This is a genomic window from Pseudoalteromonas sp. CNC9-20 (assembly GCF_022347875.1).
GTDB lineage: Bacteria > Pseudomonadota > Gammaproteobacteria > Enterobacterales > Alteromonadaceae > Pseudoalteromonas > Pseudoalteromonas ruthenica.
This window is the reverse complement of the sequence record NZ_JAKRFS010000002.1, coordinates 213,340-229,355: the sequence shown is the minus strand read 5'-3', so window position 1 is coordinate 229,355 and position 16,016 is coordinate 213,340. Positions and strand designations below refer to the sequence as shown.

The following is a 16,016-nucleotide window of genomic DNA, read 5'->3' as shown; positions in this document are numbered from 1 at the left end:
TTAGGATGTATATCATGTTTAAACAACATAGGCTGAGCAAACTCACCCTCGCGGTTGGCCTGGGATTGTTTGTCCACACTAATGGCCTAATCGCAGCTGAAGCAGAGCTCGCAGCGAACGATGAAATAGAAGAGGTTGTGGCTGTAGGAACTCGGCTTCAAGGAAGCGCCGCAGCTGTGGTTGAAGAACGAAAAAATCAGGCATTCGTTGCTGATATTCTCGGAGCCGAGCAACTATCACGTACTGGCGACAGTGACGCTGCCTCAGCGCTTCGTCGTGTGACAGGCCTGACATTAGTTGATGGTAAGTTTATTTATGTTCGTGGTCTGGGCGAGCGTTATTCCAGTGCTAGATTGAATGGTGCCTATATCCCTAGCCCCGACCTCACTCGCAACGTCGTGCCGCTGGATATCTTCCCAGCAAGCATCATAGAAAGTATGGCGGTGCAAAAAGCCTACTCTCCCGATATGCCTGCGGCGTTCGGTGGCGGTAACATAGACATCAGAACCAAATCCATCCCCAGCGATTTTGTTGCCGGAGTGGAGTTGGGCGTTGGCTATAACACAACAGCGGATGAAGGCTATACCTATGATGGTAATGATGCCGGCGTTCCACAAGCAATGAAAGATGCGATTGTTCGCTATCAAGGAAACTTTAGCATCAACAATATAGTTAACAGAGACTATTTGCAGGACAATGAGCAAGGAACGCGTGCTCAGCAAGCGACCGCTATCAATAACCAATTGTTAAAGTCATTGCCACGAAACTATGGTCTGAAAGAAGAGTCACTTGACCCTGAAATGGGCGTCAAAGCGCACATTGGCAATAGCTTTGAAGAGGATTACTTCGGCGGTCGTATTGGCTTTTTACTATCAGGTGCGTATGTTAACGAATGGGATGCACAAACTCGCTTTTCATCTGTGATTGCACAAGATGTCGATAGCAGTTGTGCGACTAGCCTAGATTCTGCCGAGCAGGTTGCAAACTCGTGCTATAACACCGTGAAAAATTCGACAGTAACGACCGAGAACGAGCGTTATAACGCCACGGCAAGCCTTGGTTACACCTTCGATACACATAGTATTTCTGCTCAACAACTCTATATTGTCGATAATGAAGACGAAACGGAAGTAGCGATTTCACAAAGCCCGGCGGGCAGTTCAACGTTTACCATTGCCGGTGACGGGTTAGCTAATCGCAATCACGAATTCAATCTTGAAGAACGTAAGCTCAATGTATCCCAGTTCCTTGGACAGCATACTTTCTTGGATTTATGGGGAGTCGGCTTTGATTGGCAGTATACGCGTTCGAAAGCAACCACAGATATTCCCACCAACGTTGATTTTGAGTTTCGCGATCAATACGGCGAAAACGGTCGTTACGCGGGGTCTGAGATCACCGGGGACGACAACCGCGTGATCATGTCATACACCGATATGGAAGAACGTGTAACTTCCTATGGTGGTAACTTTAACTTGCCTTTGATGTTTGATGGTGTCGATGTCGAGTTTAAGGTAGGTTATGACTTTTCGGATCGAGCAAGAATCTACAACACTTCTAGCTTCACTGTGAACAACAGTGCTGGTGCTGCGATCAATGTCAACGATGGCAGTCGCGATCCGCTGACTAACAGCGGCTATTTAAGCGACCAATTTATCGATGGCAACGCCATTTTGGTCGATTTTAACGAACCAACGCCACCAGATGCTGATGACTATATTGCTGGTCAAAAGATTGATGCTGGCTATGGCTCATTCGATGTAATGTATGACCAATGGTTGCGCATTAGCGGCGGTATACGATATGAGGAATTCAAACAAACCTCAGTTGGTACGTCTAGCCTTATTTTTGATGGCGAAGATTTGCAAACGATTTGGTCTGCCGAGAACATTGAAGATGGCACTATCTTAGAAGATGATTGGTTCCCCGCATTGTCATTAACTTATATTGGCGCAGAGCAATATCAAGTTCGAGCCGGTTACGGTGAAACCGTAGTGCGCCCTGACTTTCGTGAAGTGGTCCCTGTCACCTATTTTGACCCGCTAACCGATATTCGTACTTTTGGTCGCGTCGGTCTTAAGAGCAGTCCGATTAAGAATTACGACCTTCGCTACGAATTCTACGGTGAAGCAGGGAACTCCTACAGTGTCGCAGCCTTTTATAAGGATATAGAAGCACCCATTGAGACCGTTTTGCGTATTGGTGATGAAGACTACTCCGCGACCTTCGTCAATGGTGAAACTGCTGAGGTGTATGGTATAGAAGCAGAATGGCTTCAAGATCTGACGTTCTTGAGCGATGGACTATTTACCAGCGGTAATATTACTTTAAGTGATTCCGAAGCGAAGATAGATCCTGCTTTAGCCGGAAACCTAACTAACCCAACTAAGCGTATGACGGGTCACTCTGAATACGTCGTCAATATGCAGCTAAATTACGACTCTGCTGATGGCGTTCATAGTGCGTCATTGGTCTATAACGTGTTTGGTGAGCGTATTCTCGCCGCTGGCGTAGCGGGGCGTGATGATGCCTATGAGCAACCATTTCACTCGTTAGACTTAGTGTACACGTGGTACCCAGATTTCAACTCTAAAGTGAAATTCAAAGTCCAAAACCTGTTAGACGAGCAAAAAGAAGTGACGCAGTCAGACATCGTAGTGCGTTCACGTGAAGAAGGCGTAGAATTCAGCGTAAGTTATGCATATGAGTTCTAGTTTCAGGTAACAACAAAGAAAAGCCCAGCCAGTGCTGGGCTTTTTTATATGGTATTAACGGCATTTAATAGTCGCATAAAGAGGATAACACTGGTTTTTGCTGCCCGTACTTTTTTTAATCCACGCACTGCCATACCAGTCATAATCAGCATAAGACGATTCATCTTCGCCACAGGTAACGGTACTTCCAGAAACTTCCTGATTGTGACCGCGTGCTTCACAAAAGGTGTTGCCATTGGTTGAGCCCACAAAGAAGGACTCTAAACGCCCATTAACCCACACTTTCGGGCCATAATAGGTCACTGTTGAAGCGGCTAATGAACCTTGTTTGTTGAGCATATTCACTTCAGCGCGCGTAAAGCTTACTTGCTCTTGCTCTTGCTCTGGTGCTGCCAAATTGACCGCTGAGCTTTGAGCTGAGGCTGTTGATGATAGTGCTGCGACAGTCAGTGCCGCGATAGAGGTTACGAATAAATTCATGACTATTTCCTTGTTTAATTGTTAATGCACACCTCCGACTGCCTGTGTACCTACTTACTACACCATCAAGTGTTTTCAAAATAGCGACAGAATAGTTAATAAATTGTGACTAACGAATCGGGTGATATTAGCTATATGAAATAATTTTAAGTTGTATCTAACCCACTAGTGCCTGGGGCGTTGCAGTGCTATTGTCAGAGATTCTCAGTGCTCGCTGGGTCTCACGCAATATGAATAAACTTGTAAGTAAGAGGAATCTGTAATGAAAAAAGTAGGCTTAGTAGGCTGGCGGGGGATGGTTGGCTCCGTACTGCTAGAGCGGATGCAACAAGAAAATGATTTTACTCATATTGATGTGACCTTTTTTACCACTTCACAGACAGGACAGTTGGGCCCGGCAATTGGCGGCGATGCTAAACCTTTGTTGAGCGCCTACGATGTTTACGCCCTCAAGAGCATGGATGTTGTTGTGACCTGTCAAGGTGGCGATTACACCAATGAAGTCTATGGTAAATTGCGCGACAGTGGTTGGCGCGGGTATTGGATTGATGCCGCCTCGGCGCTGCGTATGAGCGACGAGAGCATTATTGTGCTCGACCCGGTGAATCATGATGTTATCGAGCAAGGTCTTGAACAAGGTGTAAAAACCTTCGTCGGTGGTAATTGCACGGTATCGTTGATGCTATTGGCATTGGGGGGCTTGTTTGAACAAGATTTAGTTGAGTGGGTTAGCCCCATGACCTATCAAGCGGCCTCCGGCGCCGGTGCGCGCAATATGAAAGAATTACTTAAGCAAATGGGTGATATTCATGGTGTCGTTGCCTCGCAACTTGCCGACCCTGCCAGCGCTATTTTAGAAATAGACAAGCTGGTTGCGAATAAAATGAAAGATGGTTCACTGGATTATGATCAGTTCGGTGTGCCACTAGCAGGTAGCTTGATCCCGTGGATTGATGTGCCAATGCCGTCAGGGCAAAGCAAAGAAGAGTGGAAGGCTGAAGTAGAAGCCAATAAAATTTTGGGTTCCTCGAAGCAACCTATCCCGGTTGATGGCTTATGCGTGCGTGTAGGTATGATGCGCTGCCACGCTCAGGCACTGACCATCAAATTGCGTGAGGATGTTAGCGTTAGCAAAATAGAGCAAATTCTTGCGAGTCACAACGAATGGGTGGATGTCATTGCCAACGAGCGCGGTGCATCGAGCGAAGAGTTGAGCCCTGTCAATGTTACAGGGACTTTACGAATTCCTGTTGGCCGCATTCGCAAGCTCAGTATGGGGCCTCGTTATATTAGTGCATTTACGGTGGGCGATCAGCTACTATGGGGAGCGGCAGAACCGCTTAGAAGAATGCTGAAAATTATCTGTAACGGGTACTAAGCTGCTGTAAATAGGGCACTTTTGTGCCTTTTTATTATTCCTAGCTAGACTTTTACCAGCGCATTTCCTAGTATACCTGCAATGTGTTGGTAGGAGTCTTGCCTGTGCGTTTTATTGTTGGCTTATTTGTCCTTGTTAGTGCGCTCAGTGTGTCTGCTCACGAGTTGAAGGGCAGCTTACCAGATCATTACCCTCCTTATAGTATCGTGGGTGATACCACCAAAGGCATTATTCCTGACCTATTAGTGGCGCTGAACTCGTTTAGTGATCATGCCTATAAAGCGCAGCCAAATACCTCACGGCGCTCATTAAAGTTGTTACACGAAGGGCAAATTCATTACCGCTTTGATTCCGAGCGCTGGGTTGCAAACGCCAGTCACTATTATTGGAGTGACGCGATAGTTGAAGTGAATGATGTGTTGGTTTATCCGGCAAGCGGCCCAGCAATCAATGATATAAAACAACTGCAAAGGTTAGCAAACGACCGCCAACAGCCGCTGCGAATTGGAACCCGCTTCGACTACCACTATCCAACTTTAATGCCGCTGCTTAATAACGGCAACATGGTCCGTGATAACTTTTACTCTGAAATAAATATGCTAAAGGCCCTGGCAGACAAAGAGCATGGGCAACTCAGTGCTGTTGTAATTGCAGAGCATGTTTATGATTATCTGTTGAGGTCAAGACCTGAGCTGGTGGGTGAATTAGTTAAAAGTAACCGCCCCATAGACACAGCTCTTTACCAGTTTCAGTTTCCAAAAACTGATAACGGGCGTATCAATATGCTTTATACTAACCGCTTATTAGATAAGTTAAGGCGTAATGGCGAGTTGGAAAAAATAGTTAATAACTATACCCAGTAATAGGTTTATTTAAGCCACTGTTTAATAAGTTCAGCAATTGCCTTATGATGGTCCTGCGCATAGCAAGAGATAACTTGTTTTTGGCGCTTGCTCTGGTCCAATTTTGACTGCTTTTTTTGATGTAAGCGTGCGAAGGGACCTTGTTTTGATTTATCATTCATTGTTTTCTAACTACTGCCTAATGACTAAATTCAGCTATATTTTACCCGTGGTGTGTATGCTCTCCCTGAGTGCTTGTAAGGGCCCCCAGCGTTATCATGAAACCCAATCTCAACGCTTAGACGAGTGTGCATATAAAAATGATGATGACTATTTTGCGTGCTTAGAGCAACAAAAACAGAACTATCAGCGGTTTCAACAACAGCGTCAACAAGAAAATAATTAAGCTAAATATTTCATAGTGTTGAAATACCTACCTATACTTTTAACTTCCGCTTTAAAAATATTTATGCTGGCATGGAAGTTAACAACAAGAAAAAGCGTTTTACAATACGCGTTACACTAATAACAACCTTCATATTTGCTTGTGCCTTCACGGCTATTGCGGCTATATCACTACACTATTACTTTAGTAGTAGTCTTGCAAAAAACGCAGCGGCAACGCAGTTTGAATTAATCGCCACTCAGGTTGCCAGCCAAGCGCGACGTCAAGAGCAGGCTGCGGTAAGCCTCGCCAATGTAATTAAGCTGCAAAATATTCGCAGTGCGAGATCCATTAGCGGCGAGCAACTAGCTCGCTTTAGTGCTTTATTAAGTGCTCAAGAAGAGGTGTTTTCATTATTTTACGGCTTTAGTAACGGCGATTACTTTGAAATATCTAATTTAGAGTCCACTCCCGGGATTAGGCGCGTGTGGGGTGCAGCACCTAACGACCGCTGGGTTGTTGTACAAATATATGGTCAGGGCGGCGATAGGAAAAGGTATACCCAATTTCTCGACTCCAAGCTTAACGTTCGAATACAAACTGAGGAGCCAACAGACTACGATGCTCGGCAAAGGCCGTGGTTTAAGAACGCATCACATCAAAGTGTAAATAAAATGCCCCCCTATATGTTTAGCTTTATAGGTCGCCCTGGCACGAGTTACGCGATTACCGGAAAAAATAACGTGGTAGCGGGTACCACCGTGTTGCTATCTTCTTTGTCTCGATACATGGACATACCTGATTATACCCTAACCGGCAATGGCTATTTATTTGATGACAATGGGGAAGTTAGTATAGAGCAACGTGTTGATGCGCCATCAGAACTCAACGTGACACCTATCACCTTAGACGATCGTCAGCGTGCTTATTTAGATAAAGTCGGTACTTTGCGAGTAGGGGTTATGGATGATTACCCTCCATTTGAGTACTCAGTGTCGGGGCAACCTCGGGGGTACAGTGTTGAGCATATTCGTTTATTGGCGAGGAAACTGGGGGTCGAGCTGCAATTTATCAATGGCTATCGGTTCCCGGAACTAGTGGAGCAGTTAAAGTCCGGCAAAATAGATATGTTACTTGGACTTATGAAAAACGAAGAGCGTGAGCAATTTTGTGTATTTGCAAATGGCCACTATGAAACAAGGATAATTGCCACCATGCGCCAGGGGGAGGCACAAGGGCAACAACGTTTAAGTGACTTTAAAGAGTTACGTATTGCTGCGCAAAAAGGCTACGCAGTGACAAAGTTTTTAAAAGCGCGTATGGGCAACGCCCACTTTATTGAATACAACGATACCCTCGATGCGCTGAAGGGTCTTAACAGAGGGGAAGTTGATGTTGTGTTCGATGATGAGGTGGTTATTAACTATATCCAAGCTTACTTCTATATTGAAGGGCTTGAAAAAATAACCCAAATTAGTGAACTAAAATCACAAAGTGACTTCAACTTTCATCACACGGTAAGAAAGGATTTAGCGCCGCTGATGACGTTTATAAATCGGGCTATTAATGAACTAAAACCAAGTTTGAAAGTAGATCTAAAACAAAAGTGGTTAGACTTTGACAGCCCCAGACGGCGTGCAGAGCTTTCACAGTTGCCCTCTAAGCAGTTACTGGATATTGCCCAACAAGCACCCCTACGCGATCGCATGCACGAAATAGAAATTGATAACAAAACACATTATGCCTATATATCGCGTGTTGAGGGGCTCATTGGTTCTGGGAATCAGGAATACATCGCGCTCATAGTCAGCGAGGATGAGGCCTTGTCGCAACTGCAATGGCAAGTAAAAAAGGCCATGTTAGTAACCTTATTTGTGTTATTTATAGTACTGATCATTATCTCCCAAATGGCGCGTAATCTAGCCAACCCCATCCAACGCTTAATTGAAGAAAATCAGAAGATTGGCCAACGAGACTATGACCATGTTCATTATGTCGACTCTCACATAGAGGAAATTCACCAACTTTCATCGGCCATGGTTAATATGTCTGAATCAATATGTGACTTTGAGGCCGGACAAAAGGAATTGCTCGATGCATTTATTCAGCTTATTGCTCAAGCAATCGATGAAAAATCGCCATACACTGGGGGGCATTGTGCTCGCGTACCAGAACTGGCGATGATGTTGGCGCAAGAAGCGAACAATCAACAAAAGGGGCCATTTGCGCACTTTGGTTTTAATTCCAAAGAGCAATGGCGTGAATTTGAAGTCGCTGCGTGGTTACACGATTGCGGAAAAATTACGACGCCGGAGCATATTGTTGATAAAGGCTCTAAGTTAGAGTGTATATATAATCGGATTCACGAAATACGTATGCGCTTTGAAGTATTATACCGAGATGCTCGTATCGATTATCTTGAAGCCGTAAATAGAGAACCTGAAGAGCAATTAAGGTTTTATGCAACGCTTCAACAGCGGCAAAAGGAACTAAAGGAAGATTTTGCTTTTGTTGCCAAATGCAATGTCGGTGGGGAAATGATGTCTGAACAAGACCGCAGTAGATTGGAGTCGATAGCTGAGCAAACATGGTACCGAAATTTCGATGATTGCCTTGGGTTATCCCCGGCCGAACAGCGTCGGATGAAAGATTTTGAGCATACCACTGAAGGTGAAGAGTATTTACTTGCGGATAAAAAACGCCATATATTTGCACGTAATGAAAGGGAATTTAGTCGCAATTCAGGCTTTGGTTTTAATATGGAGCCAACAGAAAATAAACAAAATCTCGGCGAGTTATATAACTTGAAAATAGGTCGGGGTACTTTAACGAATGAAGATAGGTATATTATTAATGAGCATATTATTACGACCATTCGCATGTTAGAAACTCTGCCGTTACCAGAGGATTTACAGCGTGTACCCGAATACGCTGGTGGGCATCATGAAAAGTTGGATGGCGGAGGATATCCACGAGGGTTGATTGCTGAGCAAATGTCAGTGCCTGCGCGGATTATGGCCATTGCAGATATTTTCGAAGCGCTGACTGCAAATGACCGACCATATAAGGAAGCAAAAACGTTATCCCAGTCACTGAAAATTATGAAATTTATGGCGCAAGATAGGCATATAGATAAAGATCTATTTGCTTTATTCTTAACGAGCGGCACTTACATGGATTACGCAAGGCAACATCTTAACGATTCGCAGATTGATGACGTTGATATCAAAGATTACATAATCGGGTAGTCGTCATTTTGCAATTTGTTGTCTGAAGAAAGAACACGTCATCAGACAAATGAGTTTATTTGTTTTGATTAATGATGTGAATAAGAGGGCAGTGAAAGCGAACCTTTTTATTTTATCGTTTGAATCATTTTTTTACTAGAACTCGCTATGTGGACAGGTTCAAAGTAAAAGGTAGAAGGACCTCGAGGATAAGAAAAAATAGCAGAATCAACGTTTAAGTCAAAGAAAAGGGTAGCCGAAGCTGCCCTTCTTATTTCTATTGATAGTGACTAATTTCCTTAATGAAATTAGTCACTATCAGGCTTTCAAAAAAAAAAGAAACGATCAAGGTATAGGTTCACAGCTCCAAATCAAAGTCATTTTTTGCTGCAATTTTTAGGGCTTTAATCATCCCCTCAATATCCTGTAGCTTTTCATCATATATGACTTCTTGGTCTTCATCGGTTGTCATCGACGATAACTTATCCAAACGTTCTTCATAACACTTTAAAGCTTCGTGAATGATATGATATTCGCTAACGATTAACTTCATACCTTTAGCTGGCATTTGCGAGTTCCTCTTTTGTAACTAACTTAACTCTTGATCTATCTAAACCTAGCTCTTCTAATATGCCTAGATACTTCTTAAGAGTCATATTTTTTGCAGGGGCAATCATGTAAAGACCTTCATGGCCAGGTCTCATATCTTTAACTATTTTGAGCTCTGTAGGCAAAGATGCACCTTTAACGCGAATGAAGCTCTTAGTAACAAACTCACCAGAAGAAAGGAAAAGATTAACCAAATCAGAAAAGCGGTTAAGATTATTACTGAAATTTAGTACCAAAACTTATCCTGGCAAAATAATGCCAGGATAAATATTAATATCAAAATCTGTATTTCTAAGTAATTGAGTACTTCCTTACTCGATATTTGATACTAATTGCTTGCCATTAGATAAGTACAAAATAGTGCCATCCCAAGCTGTATAAGAGGCTTTGTTGTCTACCTCAAAAGCCTCTTTTCCAGTATATTCAAATGCTCCCTCATACCAAATCTCGCCTGTGCTATCAAAGTAGATAGTCCCAGAGTAGTCTCCGTCATCTTCTCTAATTTCGGCGTAAACTCCACCGTCGGGGCCACCTATCCAAAGAGATGAAACGGGTACGTCATCAGGCCGGGTGGGCTCATAAGTTGAACTCTGATCACAAGCTGAAAGCAAAAATACGAATAAAAGAGCTAATAATGTTTTCATCGAGTAAATTCTCCAATATCTTCAATGACTAGCCTATTTGTACTTGGTGAAAAGTCTAGGTCTCTGTAATCAGCACGGAACTCGCCAATATAGGAATTTGGTCTTGGGTCGAATAACCATGGTGTTTCTATACCAGCCGCTTCAACTAAACGTTTTACAAAATGGATGCAGCTGTTAGAGGTTAAATCGTAAGGTCTCCTGTTAACGTCTTTATTTTTAGCTTTTTGCAAAATTACACGACGATTTAACGCATCAAAAACATCGAGAGCTTCAAGATAAACCCCTTGTATTCTGCTATTTTTCCCCGCGACCATACTCACTCTTTTTAATACCGGAACAAGCGATTGAGGATCGATGCCGCCAGAGCCTGTTTTGGCGTCTGGCACAGGCACACGCCTAACTATGCCTTTATTTTCAGGGTAGTCATATCGGCCGTATTCATAATACTTGGTTAACCCAGTTGTACCCTTAACCAACAAAATACCCGCGTGCCCAAGGTCTGATAGGGACTGAGTTGAACTTGGGATGGTGAAGTTGTCGTACTGAACCCATGGGAGAAGATCAACATCTCTTCTTGGCGTAGTAACGGTGATTTTATAATCAGGGAATACAATAGGGATAAGTATGTCTTTCATTTTCTCTCCTTGTAAAAGACGTATGTAGATATCTGATTAGAGACAGCTTCTCTGCTGACTCATGCAATGTTATAGGTTTGGGAACGGATACGCTACCTACTTAAGAAATAAACAGCAAGTAGCAAGACAAAGAGGACCTGAGAAGTAAGCATACTTGTCTCACCGTCAACGCCTATTTTTCTGAGAATTGAATTAACGACTAGGAAGGTGAGGGCTGCAATTAAAATAATGGTGGTCATGACACCAAGAACTGCGCCTTGAAGGCTGGCTGCTGCTTCTTCCATGAAATCAACCTTAACGTTAGAGCACTTAATCCAATGCTTACTACTATAGCGAAAGATTACATTTAGTACCATTTCAGATGCTTACAACTTTGTGCCAGGTTGAATTTTGGTACTAAAAAGTTTATCGAGTGCGGTTATCCTGGGAGAGTTTTGGTATCGTTTTGCTGGGGCAAGCGTTAGTGTGTACGCGCCCCAAAAGGGGCAAGCGCACACACTAGCCACTTGTTGTATTGTCGATTAAATTAGGGTTGGCCATTTCATCTGGCATGCACGTTGTTGGTTGAGATCTACAAAGAAACAAAAGGTTATTCTCAAGATAAACAAGCTGCTCTGGGCTGAACGTTGAGGAAGTGATCATCAACTTGGGGATCGAAAAGTCTAAATCAGAGGAAGAAAAAAGCGTTTACGAATCCTTGGCAAAAAAGATTAAAGCAGCAGGCCATTCTGCGGCGATGTTGTTGCTTGCTGCTGGGTTGGTATTGGGTATAGCCCAAAATGAGCCTGAGGGCTCTCTCTGTACACCATAGCCTATAATTTATGTTATGTTAAATAAACTTCTCCGCGAATGCGGAGCACCTACAGGGCTATTGATTTGAGCAGCAGCAAGCCCCAGAGCAAATATGCATGCTGCACTAATCTTTTTTATTGCGTCTTTCCAAACTGCTTTTTCTTCTTCGGTTCTCGCCTTTTCGGCCGCCAATTTCATTAGCTCTTCTTTAGGGTCTAAACCTAGTATCTTTGCTATTTCAATGCACTGATTTGCCGTTAAGTTTCTTTTACCTTTTCTCATTTCACTTATATTGGCTGACACTAGCGAGTTCACATATTTTAAAACGCCTTTGTCTTGCTCAATATTTTTTTCGGCCTTCAGCTTTTCTATCAGACTGTAGCTGTATGACATAAACACCTCCAAAATTTTATTTATTATAACCGAAAAACACGCCGTGTCTTTGCCATGTTGACAATTACAAGTTCGTAATTTCTAATTACAAGTATGTAAATACATAGTTGTAATTTGCTTTGGTCAATTTTAAGTACTCCAGACCAGCTAACTAAGGGATTGAAAATGCTTCCACAGACAACTTTAAAAACAACGCTTCTTAACAGGCCGATACTAACCAACGTTATTTCTCTCCTTTTTTGTAAAGCTATGTTTTTAGGTTCTGCATTTGCTTCGCAGCATTTTGCAGATGTTGATATGAATGGCGTTTCTGTTGCGTTCGGTTTTCTCAGTGTCGTTTATTTCATTGCAATTGTCGTTTCCCTTTGTGGCCTTGATGATCATTTAGGTAAAACCAAACCAAACAGGGATGGAGACGAAGATGCTTAGTTATGTCCACATCACAATTTTGACCATTTCTGTCTTTGGCCTCTTTGGCCTTTGCATAGGAGTTGCCTTAGCTACCTATATCGACTCAAAGATTTCAGCTAAAAATAACGGTGAACGATCATGCTAGTCGCTAGTAAACCCGCACCGAATCAAAGTGTGCTAAATCCAATTACTACCGCTATTGAGTTAACTTCCGGTCTGGGTGTTGAGTCTCAACGTGTTCGCCCATTGCAACGCCCCCATCATGAAACCGAGGTCGAGAATTACTGGGGTGACGGCAAAGTCAAAATTAACGCCCCAGTCTCAGACCCATTTAGGTCACGCATATACACCCAAGAAAACGCATGTAACCACCATCGCGAACGCATTTTTAGACGCCACTCTGACATTGCTGTCATGATGGCCAACGGCTACAAAATCATTGAAAAATTTCAGGGTTATGTAGAAGCAAACCGCCGTCTTGATGCTGCTGATAAAGCGTTAACACTTTATGATATTAGCCTATCTGTGCCGGATGATGACATTTGCGACATTGCAGACAGGCGCGCTTATTTACTTTCACGCAAGCGAGCTAAGTACGGCCCAACGCTCAAAACTTACTATCAATGCGCTGAATACGTACGTAAATACGACATTGCTCCCCCAGAGCTTCCCGAGTATTTCACTTGTGCGCCTTACTATAGAAATTTGCTTGATTCGGTTTCGGCTTTTGAAAATCTAGCGGCGGCCATTAATCGCATGTGTTGTGACCTTTGGTGGCGTAGGAACCTGCGCAAGCTAAAGGCATTTCGCGTTGAGCAGTTAGCACGAGATTTAAGACTCGTACATAAAAAAGCTCACCCTTATGTTAGCCAACATTCTCTTTATGAGCGCCGCAACCGAAAAGCTAAGACAGACGCCCTACTTTCAGATCTATTCGTAGTTCCTGATGATGCTAACTTCATGCAAGACTTTGAATCACTTGCTGACATAGCGTCACGTTCTCATACCTCAGGCAAGCAACAAGCTGCTGAATTAATGGTGCGTATTCGTGGCTTTGAAGAACTTGCCCAGATGCTTGGCCATAAAGGTGAGTTTTACACAATCACAGCACCTTCTCGATTTCATTCAGTTAATCGCACAGGTTTTCCCAATGCTAAATATCAGTTCCTTAGCCCTGCTGATGCTCAATCATATTTCAATGATTTATGGGCCCGTGCACGCGCTCGCTTTGCAAAGGCTGGAATCAAACCCTACGGCTTTCGAGTTGTTGAGCCTCATCATGATGGTTGCCCTCACTGGCACATGCTTTTATTTCTCGAAAAAGGCGAATCGGCAAAAGTTCGTAAAATCCTTAGCGAACTTGCTACGAAGGATACGCCAGAAGAAGTAAAGACAAAGGCAACCCGTTTTAAAGCTATTCGCATAGATCCAGCTAAAGGCTCAGCTGCTGGATACATTGCTAAGTACATAACCAAGGGCATTACAGGCGATAACTTAGATAAAACCACTTGCCCCCAGGGCGGTGACTTGAATGTATCAACTAACCAGGCGGCCGAAAGTGCCACCACCTGGGCAAGCAATTTTAATATTCGCCGCTTCCAACAAATCGGCGGCCCTACTGTTTCAGCATGGCGCGAACTGCGCCGCCTAGGCCAAGGCGCAACAGGCCAATGTGAGGTAGCAAACGCTATGAACACCGACTTAAACAACATTGAACAATTCGCCCTTGAGAAAGTACGCGCTGCAGCTGATTCGAGTGATTGGGCTGCATTTTGTATTGCGATGGGCGGTGTTCAAGTTAAACGCAAAGACCAGACCGTCAGACTTCATTACCAAGTTCCCGACATAGTAGACCGCATTACTGGAGAGATTAGTCGTGCCGAGGGTCTTTCACCGATGTTTAAAACGAAATACGGCGATCAGCCTAACCGCCGCATCTTGGGCGTGTCTTGGGATTCTGTCGTTGTACTAACAAGAAAAGGCACATCAATGGTCATGACTGAGAAGCAAATCGCAGCCCAGCGCAAAGTAATGATTGGAGTAAGAGACTCTATCGATGCCTTTTACGAGGACGGTTTCCTTATGGAGCCTAGTCGTGAAGAAATGGCATTTTTAGAGTCCATGTGTGTCGAGGACACGCAAAACATGTGTCTTTTTATGGATTACGAAGCATTGCAAGGCAACGTATCCAGTGACGATATTCCTTATTTAGGCTCGGAAAATTTTAGCGCGCAGCAGCGTGAATTTTCGAGCAGACAAGACGCGAACAAGGCCATTGAATCCACTCATGGTGATGCGTCGCGTCAGGAACACCCAAACACTGAAAATCATGAGGCGAAGCCTCATGACTCGGACTTGTGTCATTAACTGTAACCCCGACCAAACAACCATAGGAAACCTAAATTATGAACGTAGAAGGCGCAATCACAGACCTAAATAAAGTCAATCGCACAGATGACAAGAACGCCCCTTTGCCTGTTACTGGTGAGTTTAAATTGCATGTTAAAAACCCAGCGCAGATTCTGACCGTGAAAGTCACGGCCGACCAAATGGAGCAAGGCCTATTTGAACAGCTTCAAAAGCTTGAATCTGATCCAAACGGTTGGGGGCTAAAACCCTGCACTCTAAATATCGAATATTACGAAGGCGCGAACGTAGCTCGTCAGATGGACTGGAAAGGCTTCCGTCTGCACTCCGTAGCCTCTGAGAGTAAAAAGGTTAGTTAGTCGTGGACGTAACAAATCTAACGCAACAAGAAATTGATTCCATCGTTAACGCGCTGTTTCTGACTGTCATTGGCGGCGTGATGGTGGCCCTTGTTGCTTACGACTTGTTGTTCTCATTCTGTCGTTTTGTTGCTAGGTGCCTTGGCTTACGTTCCCAGCCTAAGAGCAACGTTCGCTTAGCCAATTCAAACGAACAGATGTTTGGCGACAAGGACGACTAATGGAAACCGTGAATATAAACCCTGAGCAAATACAGCAACTCATTGAGGCGGTTTATTACCTTGGCCGCTGTATTTTCTATTCAACGATGTGCATTTGTCTTTGCTTAGGGTTCAACGCTTGGGAGTCATCAGCGAAATGATTGAGCTATCCGAGTTTATCTCATTTTGCATTGGAGCTTACGCCGTTGGCTGGAGCTGCACTGCAATTTTGTACGTCTTCCGCCGATTAGCGTGGATGGCAACTTAAACCAAAAAGGAGAAAATCATCATGGGCAAACAAATCGAAACCATGAAAAACGAAAACGGGGTGTATCAGGCCACTGACGCGCCCACCAAGAAACGCCGCACAGCTGTGCAAGTTCTGGTTGGTCTAGGTGCATTAGCGTCTGGTAATGCTATGGCCGTAGTACCGGAGGCAGCAACCAACGCCATGACGCAAGTTCAAACCGATGGCCTAGCGCTCATTGATTTAGCATGGCCTGTTGCTGCATCTATCATTGGTGGCTTCATTCTGCTTCGTCTGTTCAAGCGTGCAGCTCGCGCAGCTACCTAACCGATA

18 protein-coding genes are annotated in these 16,016 nt (G+C 43.9%); 11 read left to right on the top strand and 7 right to left on the bottom strand.

Translation table 11 applies throughout. The annotated features are described in order from the left end of the window. Positions 1–14 precede the first annotated feature (14 nt). Positions 15–2,714 carry a TonB-dependent receptor gene (locus MHM89_RS04595; protein ID WP_045980212.1) on the top strand — a complete coding sequence of 900 codons (2,700 nt, stop codon included), beginning with the start codon at positions 15–17 and terminating at the stop codon, positions 2,712–2,714. Positions 2,715–2,768: 54 nt separating this feature from the next. Here the strand turns inward: MHM89_RS04595 and MHM89_RS04590 are convergent, their stop codons facing one another. Next, on the bottom strand, positions 2,769–3,194 hold the full coding sequence (locus MHM89_RS04590) for a hypothetical protein (RefSeq protein WP_239408217.1): 426 nt from the start codon (positions 3,192–3,194) through the stop codon (positions 2,769–2,771). 262 nt (positions 3,195–3,456) lie between these two features. Here MHM89_RS04590 and asd point away from each other — a divergent pair, with 262 nt between their 5' ends. From asd to MHM89_RS04570, 4 genes are all read left to right on the top strand, one after another. After that, positions 3,457–4,572: an aspartate-semialdehyde dehydrogenase gene (gene asd / locus MHM89_RS04585; protein ID WP_239408216.1), complete on the top strand. Its 1,116-nt coding sequence runs from the start codon at positions 3,457–3,459 to the stop codon at positions 4,570–4,572. A gap of 104 nt (positions 4,573–4,676) precedes the next feature. Beyond that, positions 4,677–5,435 carry a transporter substrate-binding domain-containing protein gene (locus MHM89_RS04580; RefSeq protein WP_239408215.1) on the top strand — a complete coding sequence of 253 codons (759 nt, stop codon included), beginning with the start codon at positions 4,677–4,679 and terminating at the stop codon, positions 5,433–5,435. Between the two features lie 181 nt (positions 5,436–5,616). Continuing rightward, on the top strand, positions 5,617–5,820 hold the full coding sequence (locus MHM89_RS04575) for a hypothetical protein (RefSeq protein ID WP_239408214.1): 204 nt from the start codon (positions 5,617–5,619) through the stop codon (positions 5,818–5,820). A gap of 71 nt (positions 5,821–5,891) precedes the next feature. Beyond that, a complete protein-coding gene (locus MHM89_RS04570; protein WP_239408213.1) occupies positions 5,892–9,047 on the top strand; it encodes an HD domain-containing phosphohydrolase in 3,156 nt (1,051 codons plus the stop codon). Positions 9,048–9,384: 337 nt separating this feature from the next. Here the strand turns inward: MHM89_RS04570 and MHM89_RS04565 are convergent, their stop codons facing one another. The 6 genes from MHM89_RS04565 to MHM89_RS04540 form a co-directional block, all read right to left on the bottom strand. Next, complete coding sequence (locus tag MHM89_RS04565) at positions 9,385–9,594, bottom strand: hypothetical protein (RefSeq protein ID WP_053909433.1); 210 nt, start codon at positions 9,592–9,594, stop codon at positions 9,385–9,387. Then, positions 9,584–9,871, bottom strand: coding sequence for a hypothetical protein (locus MHM89_RS04560; protein WP_239408212.1), 288 nt, complete (start codon positions 9,869–9,871; stop codon positions 9,584–9,586). The genes MHM89_RS04565 and MHM89_RS04560 overlap by 11 nt, the downstream gene beginning before the upstream one ends. 75 nt (positions 9,872–9,946) lie before the next feature. Next, positions 9,947–10,279 carry a hypothetical protein gene (locus MHM89_RS04555; RefSeq protein WP_239408211.1) on the bottom strand — a complete coding sequence of 111 codons (333 nt, stop codon included), beginning with the start codon at positions 10,277–10,279 and terminating at the stop codon, positions 9,947–9,949. Further along, entirely contained in the window at positions 10,276–10,914 is a 639-nt protein-coding gene (locus MHM89_RS04550; protein WP_239408210.1) for a hypothetical protein, read from the bottom strand. The genes MHM89_RS04555 and MHM89_RS04550 overlap by 4 nt, the downstream gene beginning before the upstream one ends. Before the next feature lie 92 nt (positions 10,915–11,006). Next, positions 11,007–11,198, bottom strand: a complete 192-nt coding sequence (locus MHM89_RS04545; RefSeq protein ID WP_239408209.1) for a hypothetical protein — start codon at positions 11,196–11,198, stop codon at positions 11,007–11,009. Between the two features lie 535 nt (positions 11,199–11,733). Further along, positions 11,734–12,099 (bottom strand): DUF3693 domain-containing protein, encoded by a 366-nt coding sequence (locus MHM89_RS04540; RefSeq protein ID WP_239408208.1) that lies wholly within the window; start codon positions 12,097–12,099, stop codon positions 11,734–11,736. 165 nt (positions 12,100–12,264) lie between these two features. Here MHM89_RS04540 and MHM89_RS04535 point away from each other — a divergent pair, with 165 nt between their 5' ends. From MHM89_RS04535 to MHM89_RS04510, 6 genes are all read left to right on the top strand, one after another. Beyond that, a complete protein-coding gene (locus MHM89_RS04535; RefSeq protein WP_239408207.1) occupies positions 12,265–12,528 on the top strand; it encodes a hypothetical protein in 264 nt (87 codons plus the stop codon). 120 nt (positions 12,529–12,648) lie between these two features. Next, positions 12,649–14,877, top strand: coding sequence for a replication endonuclease (locus MHM89_RS04530; protein ID WP_239408206.1), 2,229 nt, complete (start codon positions 12,649–12,651; stop codon positions 14,875–14,877). 38 nt (positions 14,878–14,915) lie between these two features. Then, positions 14,916–15,236 (top strand): hypothetical protein, encoded by a 321-nt coding sequence (locus MHM89_RS04525; protein WP_239408205.1) that lies wholly within the window; start codon positions 14,916–14,918, stop codon positions 15,234–15,236. 2 nt (positions 15,237–15,238) lie between these two features. Further along, positions 15,239–15,457 carry a hypothetical protein gene (locus tag MHM89_RS04520; RefSeq protein WP_151172781.1) on the top strand — a complete coding sequence of 73 codons (219 nt, stop codon included), beginning with the start codon at positions 15,239–15,241 and terminating at the stop codon, positions 15,455–15,457. Next, complete coding sequence (locus tag MHM89_RS04515) at positions 15,457–15,597, top strand: hypothetical protein (RefSeq protein ID WP_170268896.1); 141 nt, start codon at positions 15,457–15,459, stop codon at positions 15,595–15,597. The genes MHM89_RS04520 and MHM89_RS04515 overlap by 1 nt, the downstream gene beginning before the upstream one ends. Before the next feature lie 128 nt (positions 15,598–15,725). Continuing rightward, on the top strand, positions 15,726–16,010 hold the full coding sequence (locus MHM89_RS04510; protein WP_151172782.1) for a major coat protein: 285 nt from the start codon (positions 15,726–15,728) through the stop codon (positions 16,008–16,010). Positions 16,011–16,016 lie beyond the last annotated feature (6 nt).

Coding starts and splice junctions, on each gene's coding strand:
- asd (WP_239408216.1), top strand. CDS start 3,457: ATGAAAAAAGTAGGCTTAGTAGGCTGGCGGGGGATGGTTGGCTCCGTA.
- MHM89_RS04590 (WP_239408217.1), bottom strand. CDS start 3,194: ATGAATTTATTCGTAACCTCTATCGCGGCACTGACTGTCGCAGCACTA.
- MHM89_RS04550 (WP_239408210.1), bottom strand. CDS start 10,914: ATGAAAGACATACTTATCCCTATTGTATTCCCTGATTATAAAATCACC.
- MHM89_RS04545 (WP_239408209.1), bottom strand. CDS start 11,198: ATGGAAGAAGCAGCAGCCAGCCTTCAAGGCGCAGTTCTTGGTGTCATG.
- MHM89_RS04510 (WP_151172782.1), top strand. CDS start 15,726: ATGGGCAAACAAATCGAAACCATGAAAAACGAAAACGGGGTGTATCAG.
- MHM89_RS04595 (WP_045980212.1), top strand. CDS start 15: ATGTTTAAACAACATAGGCTGAGCAAACTCACCCTCGCGGTTGGCCTG.
- MHM89_RS04525 (WP_239408205.1), top strand. CDS start 14,916: ATGAACGTAGAAGGCGCAATCACAGACCTAAATAAAGTCAATCGCACA.
- MHM89_RS04570 (WP_239408213.1), top strand. CDS start 5,892: ATGGAAGTTAACAACAAGAAAAAGCGTTTTACAATACGCGTTACACTA.
- MHM89_RS04535 (WP_239408207.1), top strand. CDS start 12,265: ATGCTTCCACAGACAACTTTAAAAACAACGCTTCTTAACAGGCCGATA.
- MHM89_RS04565 (WP_053909433.1), bottom strand. CDS start 9,594: ATGCCAGCTAAAGGTATGAAGTTAATCGTTAGCGAATATCATATCATT.
- MHM89_RS04555 (WP_239408211.1), bottom strand. CDS start 10,279: ATGAAAACATTATTAGCTCTTTTATTCGTATTTTTGCTTTCAGCTTGT.
- MHM89_RS04540 (WP_239408208.1), bottom strand. CDS start 12,099: ATGTCATACAGCTACAGTCTGATAGAAAAGCTGAAGGCCGAAAAAAAT.
- MHM89_RS04515 (WP_170268896.1), top strand. CDS start 15,457: ATGGAAACCGTGAATATAAACCCTGAGCAAATACAGCAACTCATTGAG.
- MHM89_RS04530 (WP_239408206.1), top strand. CDS start 12,649: ATGCTAGTCGCTAGTAAACCCGCACCGAATCAAAGTGTGCTAAATCCA.
- MHM89_RS04575 (WP_239408214.1), top strand. CDS start 5,617: ATGACTAAATTCAGCTATATTTTACCCGTGGTGTGTATGCTCTCCCTG.